The organism is Sphingomonas edaphi (assembly GCF_003583725.1).
Lineage (GTDB): Bacteria > Pseudomonadota > Alphaproteobacteria > Sphingomonadales > Sphingomonadaceae > Sphingomicrobium > Sphingomicrobium edaphi.
Map to the genome: position 1 here is coordinate 755,266 of NZ_QXTF01000001.1, position 21,840 is coordinate 777,105.

Genomic DNA, 21,840 nt, shown 5'->3' on the forward strand with positions numbered 1-21,840 from the left:
CAGCCTCCGCGCCGTCAAAAGGGAAAGGCGGGATATGCTTCGAACCATCGGCCTGGCGACGATTTTGGCTGGAACGCTCGACATCATCTTCGCAATCGCCGTGACGCTGTTCTACGGCCGCGATCCAACGGGGATGCTTCGCTATGTTGCGTCCGGCCCCTACCCGCCAGCCGCTGAGATGGGATCTGCAGGATCGGCGCTCGGCGTCCTAGTCCACTATGCACTGATGGCGATTATGGCCGGCGCCTATGCTTGGTTCGCACGGTCCCGGACATTCCTTGCGGACATGCCGGTTCGCGCCGGCATCGCATACGGGGTGCTGACATACCTCATCATGAACTTGATCGTTGTTCCGCTGCGCTTCGGCGCCCCAGTCTCGCCGCGGCCGACTTCGATCGCCACGCAATTGTTCGCGCATGTCGTTCTGGTCGGCATTCCCATCGCAGTTATCGCTGCCCGCAACCTTCGCGCCCGCGCCGTCACGAAATAATACTTGCGAATGGTTCGCATTATCGGATAGATCGATCACCATGATCGTTTGCTCCTGTAACGCGATTCGTGAAGCCGACATCCGCAAGGCGGCCCGCTGTGGCGCGCCGACAGGAGAATGCGCTTATCGTTCGATGGGGTTCGAGCCGCAATGCGGGACCTGCCTCTGCCATGCGGACGAGATGGTGGAAGAGGAACGCATCGCGATGCTCCGTGTGTCGGCCAAAGCCGCTTAACTGCGACTAAGTCGCATTATTTTTCCCTAAAATCTGCCAATTTTTTCTTCACTTCGGCGGACCTCCGTCGTATTCCGGTTTGGCACAAGGAGACCGGACATGAAGGGCGATCCCCGGGTTATCGAACTGCTCAACGAAGCGCTCAAGAATGAACTGACGGCGGTCAACCAATATTGGCTGCACTACCGGCTGCTCGACAATTGGGGCGTCCACAAACTCGCAGATTTCGAGAAACATGAGTCCATCGACGAGATGAAGCATGCCGACGAACTGTCGGAACGCGTGCTATTCCTTGACGGCCTGCCGAACTTCCAGGCGCTCGGCCGCCTTCGCATCGGCGAGAATGTCGAGGAAATCTTAAAAGCCGACCTCGAGTTGGAGATCGAGGCAGTCGAGCAATTGAAGGGCGCGGTCGCCCATTGCGAAAGCGTGCGCGATTTTCCCACCCGAGACCTCTTCTCGAAAATCCTCGCTTCCGAAGAGGAGCATATCGACCATCTGGAACAGCAGTTCGAAATGATCGACCGCATGGGAATCCACAATTATATCCAGCTTCAATCGGTAGCCGCCGGGGAGTAGGCTGCCCCTAAGGGGGCACGGCCATGGCGACTTTAGCGTCGGGCGAAGCGTCGAAGCGCATCGTCACGCTCGACATCATTCGCGGCATTGCGGTGATGGGCATCTTCTCGGTCAACATCACCGCCTTCGCGATGATAGAGGCCGCCTATTTCAATCCCCCCGCATATGGCGGCGCGGAGGGCGCCAACCTTGCGCTGTGGGTCGTCAACCTGATCTTCATCGATGGAAAGATGCGCAGCCTTTTTTCGATGCTGTTCGGGGCCTCGATGCTGCTTGTCATCCAGCGGGCGGAAGCCAAAGGTCAGTCACCGGAAAAGCTGCACTTCTCGCGGATGGCGGTACTCTTCACCATCGGCTGGCTGCACTACCACCTCGTCTGGTGGGGCGACATCCTGAAGGATTATGCGATCATCGGCTGCATCGCATATTTCTTTCGCGACAAGCCGGTCCGCCCGCTGCTTATCTTCGCTTCACTCTTCTACCTGCTCGGCATGCTGTTCTTCGGCGGACTAATCTACCAGATCGTCGAATGGGACCACGCTGCCCACGCCCCCGGCGCCACCCAAGGCGCAATCCGCGAATGGAACGAGTTCGCCTCCTTTATGTACCCGACGGCGGCCGAGATTTCGAAGGATCTCGCCCTCCACCGCGGCCCATGGACCGGCATTGCACTTCACTGGCTGCTGGTGAAGCCGTTCAGCTGGGTACAAGGCACCATCATGTTCGGGCCGGAAACGCTCGGCCTGATGCTGTTCGGCATGGCGGGCTACAAATCGGGCTTCCTGACCGGCAACTGGGCGAACCGCCGTTACGCTAGGTGGGCCCTCGTCGGCCTGATCCTCGGAGCAGCCGCATCGGTCGCAGTTGCTTATGCCGATATCCAGAGCAAATTCTACGTGCCCGTCGTGTTTGGCGGTTTCGTCGTCGCGCTCGCACCGTTTCGCGTGCTGATGGCGGCGGGATACGCCGCGTTGATCGTTCTGCTTACGCGAAACCTCGGACAGTTGGCGCTCCGCTTTGCCGCCGTCGGGCGCTGCGCCTTCACCAATTATCTCGGCACCTCGCTCATCGCGACATTCGTCTTCTATGGGTGGGGACTCGGTTACTATGGCTACGCCGAGCGTTGGGAAGCATGGCTCCTCGTCCCGCCGGTTTGGGTGCTCATGCTTCTATGGTCGAAGCCATGGCTGGAGCGGTTCCACTACGGTCCGCTCGAATGGATGTGGCGCTCGCTCGCTCGGGGCAGGGCCCAGCCGTTCCGCAGGCGCGGGCCCGCCGAAACGGTCTCGTCCTAGATCCGCCCGAAGCCCTGGTTCGTCACCTTGCGGCCGAACCCGCCCGCCGTCGGCCCACGGCTTTGCAGCGGGTTGGTCGCTTGGTCGAACAGTTCGATCGTCTTGCTCCACAGCCGGCGAAGCTCGACTACTTCGGGAACCAGCTCGTCGGGGAAGCGATGTGTTTCGATGCAGAAGCGGGCAGTTTGCTCGATCAGCTCCGCCACCGCAGCGAGCGGCTCCGCCCCGAACTGGCGCGACTCGCCTTTGAGCGTGTGGGCCGGAATGACGAGCGCCACCGTATTCTGTTCGTGCATCGCCTGCTCGATCGCCGCGACGCTCTTCGCCCCGTCTTCGCGGTAATAGCTCAGGATGCGGATGAAGCCTCCGCCCAGCTCGGCACGGCTTTTCTCGAAATGCACCCAATCGACAATGTTCGAGCTGTCGTCCACCAGTTGATCGCTCCTCGGCGTCGCTCCACCTAGGCGCTATTCCACCTAGGCCCTGTTCCACAGCCCTTTCCTAACCCTGAAAGGGTAAAGGAGGTGTTATTGGGCCTTGTTGTCGAACGGATTTTTCGGCGCGCGCATAGTCAGCCGAAGCGGCACCGGACCCAGCTTCAGGTCCCGCCGCATTGAATTGAGCAGGTAGCGTTCATAGCTTTTCGGCAACTGGTCGACGCGCGTTCCGAAGATGACGAAACTCGGCGGCCGGCTCTTAACCTGCGTGATGTAACGCAGCTTGATCCGCTTGCCGCCAGGCGCAGGTGGCGGATTGGCCTCGATTGCCCGCTCGAACCAGCGGTTAAGTTCGCCGGTCGATACACGACGCGACCAGTTCTCGCGAATTTCGAACGCCGCGCCCAACAGCTGGTCGATGCCCTTCCCGGTCTTCGCAGACACGGTCAGCACGGGCACGCCCTTTAGCTGGCTCAGCCCTTCTTCCAGCGCCGCCTTGACCCCATTGAACAGCGACGAGGCATGTTCGGCAACGTCCCACTTGTTGATAGCAATGACCAGCGCCCGCCCCTCGACCAGCACTTGGTCCGCGATCTTCAAGTCCTGCACTTCCAACCCGCGGGTCGCGTCGAGCAACAGGACGACCACCTCCGCATGGTCGATCGCCCGGCGCGTATCCATAACCGACAGCTTTTCCAGCTTGTCCTCGACCTTCGCACGCTTCCTTAGGCCCGCGGTATCTACCAACCGCACCGGCTTATCCTGCCAGATCCAGTCCATGCTGATGCTGTCACGGGTAATTCCGGCTTCGGGGCCCGTGATCATCCGCTCTTCACCCAACATCTTGTTGACCAGCGTCGACTTGCCCGCGTTGGGCCGTCCGACGATGGCCAATTTCAGCGGCCCGCCTTCCTCGTCCTCAACCTCTTCGGCCTCGTTCTCATCGCGCTCGACAAAGGGGCGGATCGCCTCGAATAGGTCGACCAGGCCCTCACCATGCTCGGCTGACAGCGCGAAAGGCTCGCCAAAACCCAGCGCATAGGCTTCAAGCCGGCCCGCCTCGCCGGCCTTGCCTTCCGCCTTGTTGGCGGCAACAACGACCGGCGTATCCTCGCTGCGCAGCCAGCGGGCGATTTCCTCGTCCAGCGGCGTCAGGCCCTCCCGCCCGTCGATCAGGAACAACGCGACGTCCGCCTCGCGAACTGCGGCCTCAGTCTGCGCGCGCATGCGCCCAGGCAGGCTCTGAGGGTCTTGGTCCTCGAAACCTGCAGTATCCATCACCCGGAATTCCAAGCCCAGCAAATGGCCTTCGCCTTCGCGCCGGTCGCGGGTCACGCCAGGCCGGTCATCGACCAGCGCGACACGCTTGCCGACGAGGCGGTTGAACAGCGTCGATTTGCCGACGTTCGGGCGGCCGACGATGGCGACTGTTGGAAGGGGCATGGCGCCGCCCCTGCCCGTCCGTCGCCCATGCGTCAACTCTAGCGGTAGGCGACGAGCCTTCCGCTATCGGTCAGGATGTAGAGCGTATTGTTCGCCACAACCGGTTGGAAGCTGACGCCGTCCTTCAAATCGACTTGGCTCTGGAAACTGCCGTCCATCGGATTCACATTGATCAGCGCACCGTTCGATCCGGCGACGATCAAGCGGTTGCCGGCAAGAACGGGACCGACATATGTGATTGGGTTCTTCTTGCTCTTCATGCTTTCGTAGCCCGGCAGCTGGTTGATCCAGCGGATCTTGCCGTTGGCGCGCGAAATGGCGACGAGCTGTGCGCGGTCGTTGACGGCGAACAGCCAGTCACCGGCGACCCACGGCGTGGCGATGCCGGCAAAGTTGAGCTCCCAGATGCGCTGGCCAGAGAACAGATCGAGCGCGACCATGCGGCCCCCTTGGCCAACGGCATAAACGACGCCACCGTCAATCACTGCGTCCGCGTCAATATCACTGAGCGAAGCGACGCTGGTGGAAATCGACGTACGGGCTAGCGCGTCCTGCCAGACCTGGCGCCCGTTCTCATAGCGATAGGCGTTGAGCTCACCCGAGGAGAAACCGGCAACGACCGTTCCTTGGCCGATCGACGGCGCCGCAGCTCCGAACACGCCCGCGATCTCCAGCGCCGCGGCGCTCGACCAGTTTGTCGATCCGTCCGCGGTCTTGAGCTGATAAATCTGGTTGTCCTGGCTCATCACATAAACCGAGCCGTCGGCCACCGATGGCTCACCGCGCAGCGGACCACCGGGCCGGACGGTCCAGACGGCTGCTCCGTTACGGGCGTCCAAGGCCGCAACATATCCCAGACCGTTAGTGGCGTAGACTCGCCCGCCATCGTAGGCGACACCACCGCCGTAAACCGATGCGCTATTGTTGCCGATGTCGCCGAAGCGCGCCGACCAGAGTTGGCCGCCGCTGTTCGCGTCGAAGGCGCGGACCGTTCCCTGCGTGTCGATCGTGAATACCTTGCCGTCCGCCACTACTGGGCCACCGCCAAGGCGGCCCTTCGCGCTGCTTCCTTCGCCAATCGATGCGGTCCAGGCGGCGCCCAACGTATTGCCCAGTGCGACATGCCCGACCGACTTGCGCGCATTGCCGCCGGACTGCGCCCAGCTGTCGTTAACCGTGGCTTCGGGCAGCGACATCGGCAGCGCGGCGGTCGCCGGATCGACCTCGATCTCGGCTTCGTTGACAAGGACGGCGACGCGTTCGCCGAGGATAGGGGTCTTGGGCTTGCTCTTGAACAGACCGCCGCCCGCGCAGCCGGCGAGCAAGACGGCGGACACGAGGAGGATGGTGAACCGTTTGGCGTTACGCATGGAGGTTGGTCCTACGAGGCTGGAACGGCGAGCGGATCGCCGGGCATGGATGCGGAGGCGTCGACCCCCAGGGAGCTGGCGACCTGGACCGCCCGACTGCGAATGGTGTTGGGAACCTGTTTGTCGGCCGCGATCTGTGCGAAAAGACGGCCAGCACCGGCATTGTCGCCCTTGGCGATCATCGCCATGCCGGTCAGTTCGCCCGCGCTTCCGAAGAAGGCATTGCCAGGCTTAGCCAACGTGGACAGGCGCGCGATCACATCATCCGGCTTCATCGAATCGAAATCGACCATCGTCCCGCGAACTGTAGCAAGGTCGCGAAGTGGTTCCGGGATGTCCTCGTCGCCGGCGACCTGTTTGTAGAGGGCACTCGCCTTCTTGCGGTCATTCTGGTTGATCGCGATCGTTGCCTGCGCGAGCAGCGCGCTGGCACGAGTCACGTCGCTCGACGAATTGCCCAGCGGCGCGAGTTCGGCGTCGGCGCCCTTCAGATTACCCGATCCGACCTTGTCCAGCGCGGACGACAGGGCTTCGCTGTCGGCAACTGACTGCTGAGCCTGGCGATGCTGCCAGTAGAGATAGCCGCCAACCGCAGCTAGGAACAAGATGATCGCAGCAACGATCCATTTGCCATAGGTCTTGGCGGCGTCAGCCAGCTGGTCGCGCCGCAGGTTTTCATCGACCTCGCGGACGAAGCTTTCGCCGGTATCGGGGGGAAGCGCCAAGTTATTCCTCTTCGACAATCTGGTGGGGTGCGCCGCGTCGCTTCCTTCCCCACCCCGGATGAACAGAAGCTGGCGGCGCATCGTCTAGCGCGGCCAGCGGCAAAGGCAAAGGCCCATGCATCGTGCCTTTAATCCAGCCCGCCGGGGTTGCGCCAACGGCTCGTGCCCTTAGGTGAAAGACATGCCTCACCATACCCCCCTCATCGGAACGATTGTCGGGGGGCTTGTCGTCGCCTTCCTCCTTGGCGCGATCGCACAGCGGCTCCGCATCTCCCCCATCGCCGGGTATCTGCTCGCGGGCGTCATCGTCGGTCCGTTTACGCCAGGCTTCGTCGCCAATAGCGCGCTGGCGGCTGAACTGGCAGAGATCGGCGTAATTCTCCTCATGTTCGGCGTGGGCCTCCATTTCTCGGTCCGCGACCTGATGAAAGTTCGCAAAATCGCGGTGCCCGGCGCTGTTGCACAGATCGCCGTGGCGACCGTCATGGGCGCCGGGCTTGCACTGTATCTGGGGTGGAGCCTGCTTGCCGGCCTCGTATTTGGCCTTGCCCTGTCGGTTGCCAGTACCGTCGTGTTGTTGCGGGCACTGGAAAGTCGCAATCTCGTCAGCACGGATCGCGGACGCATCGCGGTCGGCTGGCTGATCGTTGAAGACATTGCGATGGTCGTGGCGCTTGTCTTGCTTCCCGCCATTGCCGGCGCGGCGGAAGGCGACGGCGCCAATACGCCGCTGATTGCACTTGGGATCACGGCCCTGAAGTTGGCAGGTTTCATCGCACTGATGCTCATCGTCGGTCGCCGGGTCATTCCTTGGGCGCTGCATTGGGTCGTCCATACTGGCTCGCGCGAGCTGTTCCGGCTTGCGGTTCTCGCCATCGCGCTCGGCGTCGCCTTCGGGGCGGCCATGGTGTTTGGCGTTTCGTTCGCGCTCGGGGCCTTCTTTGCCGGCATGATCCTCGGAGAAACCGAACTCAGTCGCCGCGCGACCGAAGAGACCCTGCCGCTCCGCGATGCCTTCGCGGTCCTCTTTTTCGTGTCGGTCGGCATGCTGTTCGATCCGGCCGTCATCGTCGAACAGCCACTGCCGCTGCTCGCTACGGTGGCAATCATCGTCATTGGCAAATCGCTGGCTGCCTACGCCATCGTCCGCGCCTTCGGTCATGGCAACCAGACCGCAATCGCCGTTTCTGCCAGTCTGGCCCAGATTGGCGAATTCTCGTTCATCCTGGCCGGCCTTGGTACCGAGCTTGCGATCCTGCCGCAGGAAGGCCGCGACCTAATCCTGGCAGGTGCGATCATCTCGATCCTACTTCACCCGTTTCTGTTCAGCCTCGCTGCGAAGCGAGCCAGGCGATTATCATTACCTGGGGTGGAGGAGGCTCCGCCATCTCATGTAATCGTCGTTGGCTATGGCCGGGTCGGCAAGCTCATCACCGAACGCCTTGACGGATCGAACCGCGATTTCGTCCTGATCGATGACCAGTCGGAGGTGATTCGCCTTGCGGACGAAGCCGGCATGGAAACGATCCGGGGCAATGCCGCCAGCGCCGATATCCTTCGCGAGGCAGGCATCGATCGGGCCCGCGCCTTGCTGATTGCCATTCCGGAAGGGTTTGAGGCCGGCGGCGTTGCCGACGTCGCTCGCAAGCTGAAGCCCGATCTGAAGATCATCGCCCGCGCTCATTCGCGCGAAGAGGTCGCCCATTTGCTCGGCCATGGAGCAACGCAGGTCATCATGGGCGAGGAGGAGATCGCTCGACAGATGATCGCCGCGGTCCCGGCCTGATGGTCACACTGGCCTAGGCTTTGGGTCGGTACGTCTGCTCCTCGGTCGGGAACGCGCGACCGAGAACTTCCTTCCGATAGGCCGCCGCCGCATCGCCGATGCGCGTGGCAAGGTCGTCATAGCGCTTCACGAAGCGCGGCGTCCGCTCAAACAATCCCAGCATGTCTTCGGTTACCAGCACCTGGCCGTCGCAATTCGCCGAAGCGCCGATGCCGATGGTCGGCACGGCAATCGCGTCGGTGACCTGGTCGGCGATGTTTTCCATCACGCCTTCGATGACGACGCAAAAGGCGCCCGCGTCTGCAACCGCCTTGGCGTCGCCGACGATTTTCCTGGCCTCGGCGTCACTCTTCCCCCGCGCGCCGTAGCCGCCCAGAACGTTGACCGCTTGGGGCGTCAGTCCGACATGACCGATGACGGGAATTCCGCGCTTCGTCAGGAAATCGATGGTCGGCGCCATGGCTTCCCCGCCTTCCAGCTTCACGGCTGCGCAGCCACTCTCCTTCAGGATCCGCGATGCGCTGGCAAAGGCCTGCTCGGGCGATCCCTCATAGCTCCCAAATGGCATGTCGACCGCGACCAGCGCGTGCCAGCTGCCGCGCACCACGGCAGCACCGTGCGCGCACATCATCTCCATCGTCACCGGCACCGTCGACGGCAGACCATAGATGACTTGGCCAAGGCTGTCGCCGACCAGCAGCATTTCGCAATGCGGGTCGAGCAATTGCGCCATGCGCATGGTGTAGGCAGTCAACATTACGAGCGGCTGCTCTGTCTTGCCGTCCTTCTTCCGCGTCCGGATGGATGGGACGGTCATCCGTTTCCCGGGTACGGGGGTCGGTGTCGCGCGGCTGGTCGCACTGTCGATGGTGAATGTGGACATGAGCGACTCATAGCTGCTGGCCGTCCGGGCAGCCAGTCCTGCCTACGGCTCGGCTCAGCGTTACCCGCAAGTGGCGGAAATCCGCCACTGTGACCGGATCTGCCCGCTCGCCCCCAGTGAAGGCTCGGCCTACCGACAACTGCGCGATTTAACGCAAGGGGCGGCCTAACACGGTATCTCCCCTGACCCCCGAACCCGTTCGGGAGAACAAAACAAAGGAAGTCTCATGATGAAGCGCACGATCCTTGCGGGAGCGATGCTCTTGGCCGCGAGCGGCGCAGCACTGGCCGCCCCGCCGGCCACCAGCCCCGGCGCTGCTAACGCCGCAACGCCGGCAATTCCGGCAACGCCGGCCACCCCTGCAGACCCCTCGGCCGACACTGCAGCTGTTCCCGCCACACCCGCAACGCCGGCCGTGCCGGCAGCAAAGACCGGTGACCCGCTCGCTCCGAATGAGCAGGCGACCACGGCCGAAACGACCATCAAGGCAACCAAGTCGGTAAAGAAGGTCGCGAAGTCGAAGAAACCCCGCTGATCGGCCTCCCCCTGAGGGTCGATCAAAGGAAGGGCGCGCCCATCCCGGGCGCGCCCTTTTCGCTGGTCAGCGGAGCCAGCCGCGCCGGGCGGCAAGCTTGGAAAATTGCCAGATGACGTAACAGGCGATGACGATGACGACCGGCACCAGCAGCGCTTCCGACGGCGTCGTCTCTCGCAGTTGCGGCACCAGCACTAGCGCGCTGAACTGGACGACGACGGCCAGCAGCGATACCATCAGCACGGGCACCGCCACTTTGCGCCGCATCAGCAGAAGCGCGGCACCAATCAATCCCACCCACACCGCAATCGCATAGGCAGCGATCATCCAGCTTGGCGACGCTTCCCACATTGCTCTCTGGTCGATCGGCAGCGTCGCCGGGTCGGTCGTGACCTGGCTGACATACGTGAAGCAGCCGAAGGCTTCCCACAGGAGCGCCAGTGCCGCTCCTGCCCAGAACCAGCCCGGAACGTTGCGCACCTCACCGTCGACCATATCCGCCCCCTACTAATTACAGCGCCAAGCCTATCGGTCTTGCCGAGCAAAGCCAATCAGCAGCGGTTCAGCTATGATGGAGCAACATTCGCCGACTCGACAATTGGGAGAGACCCAGTGCGCATGCTCGCTTTCACGGCAATTTCCCTGCTCGCCATCTCTGGCGCCGCCAGTGCCGGCGAGCGGCTCACGGGCGAGGCCGAACTGGCCAAGCTGCTCGAAGGACGCGTCGCCGAACGGCCGGTCAGTTGCATCCGCGACTATCCGTCCGGCCATACACGGGCAATCGACGGAACCGCACTCGTTTTCGGCACCGGCAGCGTCATTTACGTCAACCGTACCCGAGACCCCCGTTCGATCGACGACGACAATGCCTTGGTCATTCGCAAGTCGGGTACCGGCGCGCAGCTGTGCAACAGCGACATCGTGACGACGATGAATAGCGGCTCCCACTTCTACACCGGCAACGTCTTCCTCACGGAATTCGTCCCCTATCGCCGCGTGAAGCGCTAGGGTTCACTCCCACTCGATCGTGCCGGGCGGCTTTGACGTGTAGTCGTAGACCACGCGGTTGATGCCCTTTACCTCGTTGATGATCCGCGTCGCGCAGCGCGACAGGAAAGCGGCATCAAAGGGATAGATGTCAGCCGTCATGCCGTCGACACTGGTGACGGCGCGCAGCGCGCAGACACTGTCATAGGTGCGGTAGTCACCCATCACGCCGACCGTCCGCACCGGCAACAGTACAGCGAATGCCTGCCAGATCGCGTCGTAGAGGCCCGCATTGCGGATTTCCTCCAGATAGACTGCGTCGGCCTTGCGCAGGACGTCGCAACGTTCCTTCGTCACCTCGCCCGGAATGCGGATGGCAAGACCCGGCCCCGGGAAGGGATGGCGCCCGACGAACTGATCGTTCAGGCCCAGTTCTCGGCCGAGCTCGCGAACCTCGTCCTTGAACAGTTCGCGAAGCGGCTCGACCAGCTTCATGTTCATACGCTCGGGCAAGCCGCCGACATTGTGGTGGCTCTTGATCGTCACCGACGGCCCGCCGGTAAAGCTAACGCTCTCGATGACGTCGGGGTAGAGCGTGCCCTGCGCCAGGAAATCCGCGCCGCCCAGCTTCTTCGATTCTTCCTCAAACACGGCGATGAATTCAGCGCCGATGAACTTGCGCTTCGCCTCCGGGTCTGTGACGCCGGCGAGCCCAGCCATGAACCGCTCTTCCGCGTCCACCACGACGAGCGGGATGTTGTAATGGTCGCGAAACAGCCGCTCCACCTGTTCGCGTTCGTTGAGACGCAGGAGGCCGTGGTCGACGAACACGCATGTCAGCTGGTCGCCGATCGCCTCGTGGATCAGGATCGCCGCGACCGAGCTGTCGACGCCGCCAGACAGCCCGCAGATCACCCGGCCCTCGCCGACCTGATCGCGAATTTCAGCCACCTTGGTGTCGCGATACGTGGCCATCGTCCAGTCGCCCTTCAGCCCGCAGACGCGGTGGACGAAGTTAGCGATCAGCTTCGCCCCGTCGGGCGTGTGCGCCACCTCCGGATGGAACTGGGTGCCGTAGAACTGCCGCTCCTCGTTCGCGATCACGGCGAAGGGCGCGCCGTCGGACACTGCGACAATGCGGAAGCCGGGCGCGAATTTGGTCACTTTGTCGCCGTGGCTCATCCAGACCTGATGCCGCTCGCCGACTTTCCACAGACCATCGAACAGGGCGCAATCCTCGGTCACGGTGATGAACGCCCGCCCGAACTCGCCTTCCCATTCGCCGCTGTTGCCGGCTTCGACGGTTCCGCCAAGCTGATGGCTCATCACCTGCTGGCCGTAACAGATGCCTAGGATGGGAAGCCCGGCCTCGAACAGCATATCCGGCGCGCGCGGGCTGCCTTCCTCCGGAACGCCGGCGGGCGAGCCTGAAAGGATGATGCCCTTCGGCTTCATCCGGCGAAACGCCTCGTCGACCATGCTGAAGGGTGCGATCTCGCAGTAAACCCCGGCTTCGCGGACGCGGCGGGCGATAAGCTGGGTGACCTGGCTTCCGAAGTCGACGATCAGGATAGTGTCGGCGGGTTGGATTGTCATGGCTGGCCGATAAAGAGCGGCGCCCGTCCTGTAAACGCCCCAAACAAAGCGCGCGCCCCTTGCGGGACGCGCGCTCCGTTAGCCTAAAAGCGTGGCCTTAGTAGCCGCGCCAGCTGGCGGACCGACGATTGACGTCGATGTCACGGATACGACCATCGTAACGGACTTCGCAGTTGAAGCTCAGGTCCGCGCCGGCGTTGTAGCCGTAGTTACCGTAACCACTGCGGCCATAACCGTTGTAGCCATTGTAGCCCGAACTCGCGACACCATAGACCTTCAGGCCATAGGACTTGCGATCAACTCGGGTGATGCCGAGCACTCGGCCACCGTTGTTGTAGCCTTGGTTGTAACCGTAACCGCGGTTGTAGCCGTTCCAGCCCTGATAGCCCCAGTTGCCGTACGAACCGCCACCAATGCGGGCTTCAACCGCACGGGCGCACTGGTTCACTGCGGCGCTCTGGTTGCCATACTGGTTGTAGCCGTAGTTGCCGTACGGATAACGGCCATAGCCCAACACCTGGTTGACGATCGCGCCAAGTACGCCGCCATTGTTGTTGTAGCCCTGATTATAACCGTAACCGTAGTTTGGCGCCGGATAATATTGGGCAGCAGCCGGGGTCGCCAGACCCGCAGCAGCCGCGATGCCAGCCGCTCCGGCCAGGATCTTCATCTTAAGCGACATCAGCTGTCTCCTTTTCACGCACTCGTCCGAAACCCGGACATTTCCGGGCCATACAACGCTCAATAAGCGATTCGGGCTGCATTCCCCCTGAATGCGTCGTTTTGCTGCGCGAAAGGTTCGTTAATGATGCTGACGGCAGAGGTGCCGCTCAATAGCCTCGCCAAGTGGCCGTGCGCCGCTTGATGTCAAGGTCGCGGATCCGGCCACTCCGGTTCACTTCGCAATCCCATCTCAGGTCTGCGCCGGCGCCATAGCCGTAATTGCCATAACCCCTCTGGTTCCAGCCTTGATAGCCGCCCCAGCCGCTGCTGGCGACGCCCCACACCTTCAGGCCATAGGACTTGCGCTCAACCCGCGTGATTCCCTCGACTCGGCCGTGATTGCGATAACGGTTGTATTGCCGTCCCTGGTAACCCCAGTTGTAGCTGTAACCGTTCAGCCTTTGCTCTACGGCGCGAGCGCAGCGATCAATCGCATAGCCCTGCTGGCCATATTGGTTATAGCCGTAGTTGCCGTACGGATACTGTCCGTAGCGATAGCTATTGATGATTGCGCCAAGGACGCCCTTGGGGTGCTGCTGCGGATAATATTGCGCGCTGGCGGCGCCCGCGACCACGGTCACGCCCACGCCGATCAGCAACTGCGACACTAACGACATTCGCCCCTCCATCGTTCAGTCCCATGGACTCGCCAACGACGCGGCACCCATTAAAACGTTACAGCTCCGAAAAGGATGCAAAAAGGGGTCGGAGGGGCGCAAATGCCCGCCCGGCCTTCGATCAATCCGCCAAGGAGGCCGGCATCTTGCCGCCGTGAGCCGCCAGCTGCTTCATGACTTCCTTGTGCAGCCAGATATTCATGTCCGCGCTGCCGTCCTTGTCGCCGGCGTACCCAAGCTCGGTCGCGAGTTCCTTGCGGTTCTCTAAGCTCGAATCCAGGTCAAGCAGCTTCATCAGGTCGGCGATCGATGTCTTGTAGTGGAGGTCGGGGTTGCCCTTTTCGCTCGCAATCCGGCTCAACACCTGTTCGACATCGACATGCTGTGCGGGGGCGGTGGGTTGTAGCTGCGGGGCCGGATTGGCCTGGCCGGTCGGACTTTGGCCGGCCGGGGTTTGACCGGGAGTCACTTGCGACTGCGACGGTACGGCTTTCTTGCCGAAAATGGCGTCCCTCATTTTGCCGAAGATGCTCATGACACTCTCCTCCTTCGGACCGCTCTTCGCGAACGCTCCTCATGAGTGAATGCCTGCCGTCGATGGCGGTTTCGCTTCGCCCCGCAACCGATCGCGGCTGCGGGGCGATTGAACGAACTGCTTACTTCTCCAGCCCGGTAAAGTGTCCTAGGAAGGCATAGACGTCGGCGGCTTCCTCGATGATCTTGCTGGTCGGCTTGCCAGACCCATGACCCGCCCGAGTCTCGATGCGTATCAGGTGCGGCTGGCCGCCGACATCCTCGGCTGCCTGCAAGGCAGCCGCATATTTGAAGCTGTGCCCCGGGACGACTCGGTCGTCGGTATCGGCAGTCGTCACCAGCACTGCCGGATATTCCGTGCCGCCCCTGATGTTGTGATAGGGCGAATAGGCATAGAGGGCGCGGAAATCCGCTTCCTTGTTGGGATAGCCATAATCGTCAACCCAATAGCGTCCAGCCGTAAACCGGTCGAAACGCAGCATGTCCATCACGCCGACCGCCGGACTTGCCGCCGCGAACAGGTCGGGCCGCTGGTTGACTACCGCTCCGACCAGAAGGCCGCCGTTGGACCCGCCGGTAATCGCGAGCTGCTTCGGCCCAGTGAAACCTTGCGCCTTCAGATATTCGCCCGCGGCTATGAAGTCGTCGAACACGTTCTGCTTGTTCTGCAACCGCCCAGCGTCGTGCCAGGCCTTGCCATATTCACCGCCGCCGCGAAGGTTCGCCAGCGCGAAGATTCCACCCTGCTCGACCCACGCTAACCGCGTGGGCGAAAAGGCGGGCAGGCTCGACACGTTGAACCCACCATAGCCATGCAGCATGGTCGGCGCCGGGCCGCTCGTCCCCTTCTTGCGAACGATGAACATCGGCACCTTCGTCCCGTCCTTCGATGCATAGAAGCGCTGCTCGACAGTGAAATCGTCTGGATTGAACGCGACCTTCGGGCTGGCCCAGGCGCTCGCCTGGCCGGCCCCCACATCATAGCGATAGATCGTTGTCGGCCGATTGAAGCTGGTGAAAGCGAAGAAGGTTTCCTCGTCGTCCTGCTCCCCGCCGAATCCGGACGCGGTGCCGATGCCGGGAAGTTCGATCTTGCGAACCAGCTTTCCGCCGAGGCCATGCACGCGTACCTCGGTTTTGGCATCAACCAGATAGGAGGTAACGAGCCGCCCGCCGATCATGGATACGCCATCGAGCGTCGCCGTATCCTCCGCAATCACCGTCCGCGCGACAGGGTTGGGCTGTGCAACGTCCATCGCCACCACCTTCATACGCGGCGCGCCGTCGTTGGTCTGGAAATAGAAGGTCGTGTCCTTGTTGCCGACATAGCTGTAATTGTTAGTGAAGCCCTTGATCAGCGTCCGCGGCTTAGCGCCCGGCTTCCTCAGGTCGATCAAAGTGACTTCGTAGCGATCGTCCGTCCCAATCGAGCTGGTCACGACCAGCCAACGGCCGTCCTCGCTTATCGTCGGGTAATGGCCATAATCGGGATGGTCAGGGGTCGCATAAACCAGCCGGTCTTCGACCTGGGGTGTTCCCAGCTTATGGTAGTAGACGCTCTGGTTCTTGTTGAGCGACTGGAAGGTTTGGCCCGCCTCCGGCTCGGGAAAGCGAGAGTAATAAAATCCGCTGCCGTCCTTCGCCCATTCGACCCCGCCGCCGAATTTCAGCCACTTCAGTTCGTCTTCAAGCAGCTTGCCGGTCGCGACGTCCAGCACCCGGACGATGCGCCAGTCTGTTCCGCCATCCTGAATCGCATAAGCCAGAAGCTTGCCGTTGTCGCTCGGCGTCCATTCGGCCAGCGCGGTGGCACCGTCAGCGGACCAGCCATTAGGATCGATCAGCACCCTGCCTTCGCCATCGACCTTGTCGCGCACGTACAATACCGACTGATTCTGCAGGCCGTCGTTGCGGGTATAGAAATAATGCCCGCCCTTTTTCCGTGGGATTCCGAACCGCTCGTAATCGTACAGCTGCGTCATCCGCGCCTTGAATGTCTCGCGCAGCGGCAGCGTCTCGAGAAACTTATCCGTCACCTCGTTCTGGGCGGTCACCCACGACCGCACCTCCGGGTCGTTGCGGACGTCATTTTCCAGCCAGCGATAAGGATCGGCGACCTGGACGCCGAACTGGGGATCGACGAGGTAGGTGCGGCGGGTCAACGGATAAGCGATGCTTCCCTCCTTCTGTGTCGCTGCGGCGGCTTCTAAGGCCGCAAGCTCGGGCGGTGCCGGCGGAGGCGGTGGCGTGGTCATGCAGGCGCTGGTCATAAAAAGGGCGGCAAGCGTCGGACTCGAACGCATCAGGCAGGTCTCCGATGGCATGGGATGAGGCAAAATTGGGTTTACACGCTCGCAGCCTAGCGGCCGTGCCGCCCGTTTCAATCCGCTATTCGACGGACGACGTTCGCGAAGAAGTACGCTCAACCTTCCGGAACCAACGGTGACCGATTTCTCAGTCCGACAAAACTGCAACTGGGGAACTCGCGCCCCGTTCCGCTGGTTTGGGCAATATGTTCCGAGATTCTAAAGCCTTGGCGGCGGTTGACGCTGAAGGGAGTGGCGCGGCCGCTCTCGCTCACCCCTTTGACATTCCCCACCGGCCGCAAGCGGACTTGGAGGCCCGGTTCCAGCAATTCGTACGCGAACGCGATTTTCCTTGCGTGGGCGCGAAGTCGGCGCTGGGGCGCGGAACGCTGAAGACAATCGTTTGCCGCTCCATTGCCAGTGCATGGGACGACCTTCGAATTCATGAAGAACTGCGCCGCTGGGCTCAATCCTATCGCCGCAAACCCGGCCTTTTCCGAAGTCTGGCTGTCATTTTCGAAGGACCGGACCACCTCGACGAAACCGCCTTTGAACAGGCATTGTGGCAGCGGATTCAGTCGGTGACCGACAAAGATGTTTGGCGCGGGCTTCCCGCCGACGAGCGCGTGAGTTCCAATCCCGCCGATCCGCATTTTTCGCTTAGCTTTGGCGGAGAGGCATTCTTCGTCGTGGGCCTGCATCCGCAAGCTAGCCGCCCTGCCCGGCGATTCAATCACCCTGTCATGGTATTCAACCTGCACGACCAGTTCGAAACGCTTCGGGCAGAGGGCCGCTACGATAGTCTCCGCCAATCCATTCTCGAGCGCGACCGGCAGCTGGCCGGATCAATCAACCCGATGCTCGCGCGCCATGGCGAAACCAGCGAGGCGCGCCAATACAGCGGCCGGCGCATTGATGAGGGCTGGGTCTGCCCGTTTCACCGGAGCGACGGCTGATGGGCCGCCAATCGATTCCACCGCGAAGCGGGACCGCTTTCCGCCTCTCCGCCGGTGATACGCTCTGGGTGATCGACCCCGAGGGCGTCCAGGTGGCCGATCTGCTCGCTTACAATGCGAATGACGTGAGGGAAGTCATTTCGAACGGACGGACGTTCGATTATGCGGAAACAATCAAGCTGACGACAGGGCATGTCCTGTACAGCAACCGCTCGCGACCGATGCTGACCATTGTCGAGGACACGGTCGGCACCCACGACTTCCTGCTGACCCCTTGCAGCAAGGCGACATTCGAACATTTTTACCCTGGACAGCCGGTCCATCGCGGCTGTTTCGGCAACTTGGCAGAGGCCCTCGCCCCGTACGGCATCAGTGAGGACGACATCCCCGTCGCGTTCAACTGTTTCATGAACGTTCCAGTCGGGGCCGACGGCGCAATCACCGTGCAACCGCCGCTCAGCAAGGCAGGGGACTTCCTGCGTCTGCGCGCGGAGATGGACTTGATCATCGGTCTGACTGCCTGTTCAGCCTATGCGAGCAACGGCGGCAGCTTCAAACCGATCGATTATGAGGTAGAACAGGCCAATTAGGAAAAGGGCCGCAGCTTTCGCTGCGGCCCTTCCTTAACCCTGTGAGGCGCAAAATATTTACGCTTCGACTTCTTCCTCGGTCATCACCGGACCCGAGTCCTGGCCCTTGGCCGAAACGTCGCGGTCGATGAATTCAATGATCGAGATCGGCGCAGCGTCCGAAGCGCGGATGCCGGCCTTGACGATGCGGATGTAGCCGCCGTTGCGGTCCGCATAACGCGGGCCGATAACGTCGAACAACTTCACAAGCTGCGCGTCGTCGAGCAGGCGGGCGTGTGCCAGACGGCGGTTCGACAGGCCGCCCTTCTTGGCCAGGGTCACCAGCTTCTCGACGTACGGACGAAGTTCCTTCGCCTTGGCTGTCGTAGTGGTGATCTGCTCATGCTTGATGAGCGCGGCGGCCATGTTGCGGAACAGGGACGCACGGTGGCTGGAGGTGCGCTGGAGCTTACGGCCAGCAACGCGATGACGCATGATATCTTCCTTCTCGTTCGTAGAGGGGCCGTATCAGGCACCCCAATCCCGGCAGCCGTTGCGGTCGCTGCTCTTCACCGATGCCCCGGCCGAAGCCGGGGCTGGTCCTGATTAGCCCAAGAGCTCCTGTTCGAGCTTCTTGGCCATTTCCTCAATGTTTTCCGGCGGCCAGCCGGGGATGTCCATGCCGAGGCGCAGGCCCATCGAGGCAAGGACTTCCTTGATCTCGTTGAGGCTCTTGCGACCAAAGTTAGGCGTACGGAGCATCTCGGCCTCGGTCTTTTGAACCAGGTCGCCGATGTAGATGATGTTGTCGTTCTTCAGGCAGTTCGCCGACCGAACCGATAGTTCCAACTCATCCACCTTCTTGAGAAGGTAGCGGTTGAGTTGATTGGTGTCGGTGGCCGCGCCTTCGGCCGGGGCAGCGCCCATGCCGGCCGTGCCGCCGGCCATTGCTGGAGCCGCCGAGCGGACCTGGCTGTCATCGAAATGCACAAACAGCTGAAGCTGGTCCTGCAAGATCTTGGCCGAATAGCCGAGCGCGTCTTCCGGCGTGACGGTGCCATCGGTTTCAATCGTCAGCGTCAGCTTGTCATAATCCAGTTCCTGGCCGACGCGGGTGTTTTCCACCTTGTACGCGACCTGGCGGACCGGGCTGTACAGCGCATCGACCGGGATAAGGCCGATCGCGGCGTCGGCGGGACGGTTCGCGGCGGCAGGAACATACCCCTTACCGACGTCGGCAGTCAGTTCCATGTTGAGTGTCGCGCCATCGTCCAGGTGGCAAATGACCAGGTCCGGATTGGTGACTTCGATGTCGCCCGACGTCGCGATCTGACCGGCAGTGACTTCGCCCGGACCGGTCGCCGAAAGCTGCAGCCGCTTGGGGCCTTCGCCTTCCATCTTCAGCGCGATCTGCTTCACGTTCAAGATAATGTCGGTCACGTCCTCGCGGACACCTGCGAGGCTCGAGAACTCATGAAGCACGCCTTCGATCTTGATCGAGGTCACCGCGGCGCCCTGCAGCGACGAGAGCAGCACGCGGCGCAGCGAGTTGCCGAGCGTCATGCCAAAGCCGCGCTCAAGCGGCTCGGCGACAAACGACGCCTTGCGGCGAACGTCGGTCCCCGGCTTGCGCTCAAGGTTGTTCGGCTTCTTGAGTTCCTGCCAGTTCTTTGCGTTGACGGCCATGTTTCTTCCTTGGCAGTGGGTCCTGCGGCGTCCCGCCAAACCCGGATTTTGAACTTTTTCGCGTGTTAGAACTTCGGCCAAAGTTCTACTTTGGCCGAAACCCTTAGACGCGGCGGCGCTTCGACGGACGAACGCCGTTGTGCGGGATCGCGGTCACGTCGCGGATCGACGTGATCTGGAAACCGACCGCCTGCAGCGCACGAAGCGCGCTTTCGCGGCCCGAACCCGGACCCTTAACTTCGACCTCGAGGGTGCGGACGCCGTGCTCCGCGGCCTTGCGGCCCGCGTCTTCGGCGGCAACCTGCGCCGCATACGGGGTCGACTTGCGGCTTCCCTTGAAGCCCATCATGCCGGCCGAGCTCCACGCGATGGCGTTGCCCTGAGCGTCGGTGATGGTGATCATGGTGTTGTTGAAGCTGGCGTTCACGTGCGCGACGCCGGCGGTGATGTTCTTGCGCTCGCGGCGGCGAAGGCGCTGAGGTGCTTGTGCCATTGGAAATCCTAAACCTTAAGCTGTGCGTTCAGCCGGATTGAGAAGAGGTAATTCGATTGTCCCCGGACAATCGTTACTTCTTCTTACCAGCGATCGGCTTGGCCTTGCCCTTGCGGGTGCGAGCATTGGTGTGCGTGCGCTGGCCGCGGACCGGGAGGCCCTTGCGGTGACGCAGGCCGCGATAGCAGGCGAGGTCCATGAGCCGCTTGATGTTCATCGCAGTTTCGCGGCGAAGATCGCCTTCGACGGTGTAGTCGGCGTCGATCGTCTCGCGGATGTGCAGCACTTCCTGGTCCGACAGGTCCTGGACGCGGCGTTCCGGCGCGATGCTCAGCTTTTCGGTGATTTCCTTGGCTTTGGCCTGGCCAATACCATGGATGTACTGGAGCGCGATGAGAACGCGCTTGTTGGTGGGCAGGTTGACGCCCGCAATACGTGCCATGAACTAACTTCTCCTAGCTCCACAGGATCGCGGGCACCCGACGATCCCATCTCAAAGCGACCACCCGATCCAACGGAAAAACGGCGCGCGCAGGGTTGCGCCGCCGTGGCCGGTAAAACGGGATGGCCGCCAGATATGGATTCGGGTGGGGAGAGTCAAGCGTCTGGACTCGGCACCGATTAGCGCTAAGCCCCTGTTCCGCATGCAGCGCTTTACCCACGAAGACCCCTTCCCGCCAGCCTTGAAGGGCGCGATCGTCGCGCTCGGCAATTTCGACGGGTTCCACCTTGGCCATCAGGCGGTGGTCGGGCGAGCCGTGCAATGGGGCGCGCATGAGCGCCGGCCGGTCATCGTCGCCACCTTCGACCCGCATCCCGTCCGTCACTTCCGGCCCGAGACGCCCCCTTTTCGACTGACTACGCTGGAACAGCGCGAGCGGATGTTCGCCGCCGCCGGCGCAGATGCGATGCTCGTGTTCACCTTCGGTCCGGAGCTTGCCGCGACCACCGCGGAGCAGTTCGTGTCGGGTCTGCTAGCTGGCCGGTTCGGCGTAGCGGGGGTCGTGACCGGCGAGGACTTCACCTTCGGCAAGGCACGCGGCGGCAATGCGGAAACGCTGAAGACACTGGGCGCGGCCCACGGCATCGCGGCCGAGACTGTCGCGCCGATCCTGCTGGATGGAGTGCCGGTATCGTCCAGCCGGATCCGTGCGGCGTTGAAGGCCGGCGATCCTGGCACCGCGACCCGTCTGTTAACCCGGCCCTTTGCCGTACATTCCAAGGTCGTACATGGTGACAAACGCGGCCGCGAGCTTGGCTGGCCGACCGCCAATCTGGAACTGGGCAGCTACCTTCGCCCCGCTTACGGCATCTACGCCGTCCGCGTCAGGCTGGACGACGGCAGCGAGCATGAGGGCGTGGCCAGCTTAGGCGTCCGGCCCATGTTCGACCCGCCGAAGGAGTTGCTGGAAGCGGTCCTGTTTGACATCGATCGCGATCTGTACAGCCAGACGATCGAGGTGGCGCTGCATCATTATATACGGCCGGAGGCGACCTTCGACGGGCTGGAAGCACTGATGGCACAGATGGACCGCGACGCCTCCGAGGCGCGGCGACTGCTTGCCGCTGGCTCGCCCCTCGCCTAAGGCCCGCCG

At 62.3% G+C, this 21,840-nt stretch carries 24 protein-coding genes; 9 read left to right on the top strand and 15 right to left on the bottom strand.

Features of this window, described 5'->3' with window-relative positions:
• Positions 1-34: 34 nt before the first annotated feature.
• From D3M59_RS03875 to D3M59_RS03890, 3 genes are all read left to right on the top strand, one after another.
• Positions 35-490 (top strand): hypothetical protein, encoded by a 456-nt coding sequence (locus tag D3M59_RS03875; protein WP_119531748.1) that lies wholly within the window; start codon positions 35-37, stop codon positions 488-490.
• A gap of 334 nt (positions 491-824) precedes the next feature.
• Entirely contained in the window at positions 825-1,304 is a 480-nt protein-coding gene (gene bfr, locus D3M59_RS03885) for a bacterioferritin (RefSeq protein ID WP_119531752.1), read from the top strand.
• Between the two features lie 23 nt (positions 1,305-1,327).
• Positions 1,328-2,599 (top strand): DUF418 domain-containing protein, encoded by a 1,272-nt coding sequence (locus D3M59_RS03890; protein ID WP_119531754.1) that lies wholly within the window; start codon positions 1,328-1,330, stop codon positions 2,597-2,599.
• Here D3M59_RS03890 and D3M59_RS03895 read toward each other — a convergent pair.
• From D3M59_RS03895 to D3M59_RS03910, 4 genes are all read right to left on the bottom strand, one after another.
• A complete protein-coding gene (locus D3M59_RS03895; protein WP_199662426.1) occupies positions 2,596-3,033 on the bottom strand; it encodes an Hpt domain-containing protein in 438 nt (145 codons plus the stop codon). The genes D3M59_RS03890 and D3M59_RS03895 overlap by 4 nt on opposite strands.
• Positions 3,034-3,126: 93 nt before the next feature.
• Positions 3,127-4,479, bottom strand: a complete 1,353-nt coding sequence (der, locus tag D3M59_RS03900) for a ribosome biogenesis GTPase Der (protein ID WP_119531756.1) — start codon at positions 4,477-4,479, stop codon at positions 3,127-3,129.
• A 38-nt stretch (positions 4,480-4,517) separates the two neighbouring features.
• Complete coding sequence (locus D3M59_RS03905; protein WP_119531758.1) at positions 4,518-5,849, bottom strand: outer membrane protein assembly factor BamB family protein; 1,332 nt, start codon at positions 5,847-5,849, stop codon at positions 4,518-4,520.
• A gap of 11 nt (positions 5,850-5,860) precedes the next feature.
• A complete protein-coding gene (locus tag D3M59_RS03910; RefSeq protein WP_233543124.1) occupies positions 5,861-6,574 on the bottom strand; it encodes a tetratricopeptide repeat protein in 714 nt (237 codons plus the stop codon).
• A gap of 181 nt (positions 6,575-6,755) precedes the next feature.
• Between D3M59_RS03910 and ybaL the strand changes: the two genes are divergently transcribed.
• Positions 6,756-8,360: a YbaL family putative K(+) efflux transporter gene (gene ybaL / locus D3M59_RS03915; protein WP_119531762.1), complete on the top strand. Its 1,605-nt coding sequence runs from the start codon at positions 6,756-6,758 to the stop codon at positions 8,358-8,360.
• Positions 8,361-8,373: 13 nt separating this feature from the next.
• Here ybaL and panB read toward each other — a convergent pair whose 3' ends face one another.
• A complete protein-coding gene (gene panB / locus D3M59_RS03920; RefSeq protein ID WP_119531764.1) occupies positions 8,374-9,243 on the bottom strand; it encodes a 3-methyl-2-oxobutanoate hydroxymethyltransferase in 870 nt (289 codons plus the stop codon).
• 226 nt (positions 9,244-9,469) lie between these two features.
• Here panB and D3M59_RS03925 point away from each other — a divergent pair, with 226 nt between their 5' ends.
• Positions 9,470-9,778: a hypothetical protein gene (locus tag D3M59_RS03925; RefSeq protein WP_119531766.1), complete on the top strand. Its 309-nt coding sequence runs from the start codon at positions 9,470-9,472 to the stop codon at positions 9,776-9,778.
• A 66-nt stretch (positions 9,779-9,844) separates the two neighbouring features.
• Here the strand turns inward: D3M59_RS03925 and D3M59_RS03930 are convergent, their stop codons facing one another.
• Complete coding sequence (locus tag D3M59_RS03930; protein WP_119531768.1) at positions 9,845-10,273, bottom strand: hypothetical protein; 429 nt, start codon at positions 10,271-10,273, stop codon at positions 9,845-9,847.
• 123 nt (positions 10,274-10,396) lie between these two features.
• Here D3M59_RS03930 and D3M59_RS03935 point away from each other — a divergent pair, with 123 nt between their 5' ends.
• Positions 10,397-10,786 carry a hypothetical protein gene (locus D3M59_RS03935; RefSeq protein ID WP_119531770.1) on the top strand — a complete coding sequence of 130 codons (390 nt, stop codon included), beginning with the start codon at positions 10,397-10,399 and terminating at the stop codon, positions 10,784-10,786.
• Positions 10,787-10,789: 3 nt separating this feature from the next.
• Here the strand turns inward: D3M59_RS03935 and guaA are convergent, their stop codons facing one another.
• The 5 genes from guaA to D3M59_RS03960 all read right to left on the bottom strand — a co-directional run bounded on the left by guaA (position 10,790) and on the right by D3M59_RS03960 (position 16,505).
• Positions 10,790-12,361 (bottom strand): glutamine-hydrolyzing GMP synthase, encoded by a 1,572-nt coding sequence (gene guaA / locus D3M59_RS03940; RefSeq protein WP_119531772.1) that lies wholly within the window; start codon positions 12,359-12,361, stop codon positions 10,790-10,792.
• 97 nt (positions 12,362-12,458) lie between these two features.
• Positions 12,459-13,043 carry a hypothetical protein gene (locus D3M59_RS03945; RefSeq protein WP_119531774.1) on the bottom strand — a complete coding sequence of 195 codons (585 nt, stop codon included), beginning with the start codon at positions 13,041-13,043 and terminating at the stop codon, positions 12,459-12,461.
• Between the two features lie 148 nt (positions 13,044-13,191).
• Positions 13,192-13,701 carry a hypothetical protein gene (locus tag D3M59_RS03950; protein WP_119531776.1) on the bottom strand — a complete coding sequence of 170 codons (510 nt, stop codon included), beginning with the start codon at positions 13,699-13,701 and terminating at the stop codon, positions 13,192-13,194.
• A 121-nt stretch (positions 13,702-13,822) separates the two neighbouring features.
• Positions 13,823-14,236 (bottom strand): DUF3597 domain-containing protein, encoded by a 414-nt coding sequence (locus D3M59_RS03955; RefSeq protein ID WP_119531778.1) that lies wholly within the window; start codon positions 14,234-14,236, stop codon positions 13,823-13,825.
• A gap of 121 nt (positions 14,237-14,357) precedes the next feature.
• Positions 14,358-16,505 (bottom strand): prolyl oligopeptidase family serine peptidase, encoded by a 2,148-nt coding sequence (locus D3M59_RS03960; RefSeq protein WP_407695433.1) that lies wholly within the window; start codon positions 16,503-16,505, stop codon positions 14,358-14,360.
• Positions 16,506-16,747: 242 nt separating this feature from the next.
• Here D3M59_RS03960 and gntA point away from each other — a divergent pair, with 242 nt between their 5' ends.
• Together gntA and D3M59_RS03970 are read left to right on the top strand one after the other, a co-directional pair.
• Positions 16,748-17,497, top strand: a complete 750-nt coding sequence (gene gntA, locus D3M59_RS03965) for a guanitoxin biosynthesis heme-dependent pre-guanitoxin N-hydroxylase GntA (RefSeq protein WP_119531782.1) — start codon at positions 16,748-16,750, stop codon at positions 17,495-17,497.
• Positions 17,497-18,087: a DUF1989 domain-containing protein gene (locus D3M59_RS03970; protein ID WP_119531784.1), complete on the top strand. Its 591-nt coding sequence runs from the start codon at positions 17,497-17,499 to the stop codon at positions 18,085-18,087. The genes gntA and D3M59_RS03970 overlap by 1 nt, the downstream gene beginning before the upstream one ends.
• Before the next feature lie 57 nt (positions 18,088-18,144).
• Here the strand turns inward: D3M59_RS03970 and rplQ are convergent, their stop codons facing one another.
• From rplQ to rpsM, 4 genes are all read right to left on the bottom strand, one after another.
• Positions 18,145-18,561, bottom strand: a complete 417-nt coding sequence (gene rplQ, locus D3M59_RS03975) for a 50S ribosomal protein L17 (protein ID WP_119531786.1) — start codon at positions 18,559-18,561, stop codon at positions 18,145-18,147.
• A 111-nt stretch (positions 18,562-18,672) separates the two neighbouring features.
• Entirely contained in the window at positions 18,673-19,752 is a 1,080-nt protein-coding gene (locus tag D3M59_RS03980; protein WP_119531788.1) for a DNA-directed RNA polymerase subunit alpha, read from the bottom strand.
• A 103-nt stretch (positions 19,753-19,855) separates the two neighbouring features.
• Positions 19,856-20,245 (bottom strand): 30S ribosomal protein S11, encoded by a 390-nt coding sequence (rpsK, locus tag D3M59_RS03985; protein ID WP_119531790.1) that lies wholly within the window; start codon positions 20,243-20,245, stop codon positions 19,856-19,858.
• A gap of 73 nt (positions 20,246-20,318) precedes the next feature.
• Positions 20,319-20,687, bottom strand: coding sequence for a 30S ribosomal protein S13 (gene rpsM / locus D3M59_RS03990; RefSeq protein WP_119531792.1), 369 nt, complete (start codon positions 20,685-20,687; stop codon positions 20,319-20,321).
• 202 nt (positions 20,688-20,889) lie between these two features.
• Here rpsM and D3M59_RS03995 point away from each other — a divergent pair, with 202 nt between their 5' ends.
• Positions 20,890-21,831, top strand: coding sequence for a bifunctional riboflavin kinase/FAD synthetase (locus D3M59_RS03995; protein ID WP_119531794.1), 942 nt, complete (start codon positions 20,890-20,892; stop codon positions 21,829-21,831).
• The last annotated feature ends 9 nt before the right edge of the window (positions 21,832-21,840 follow it).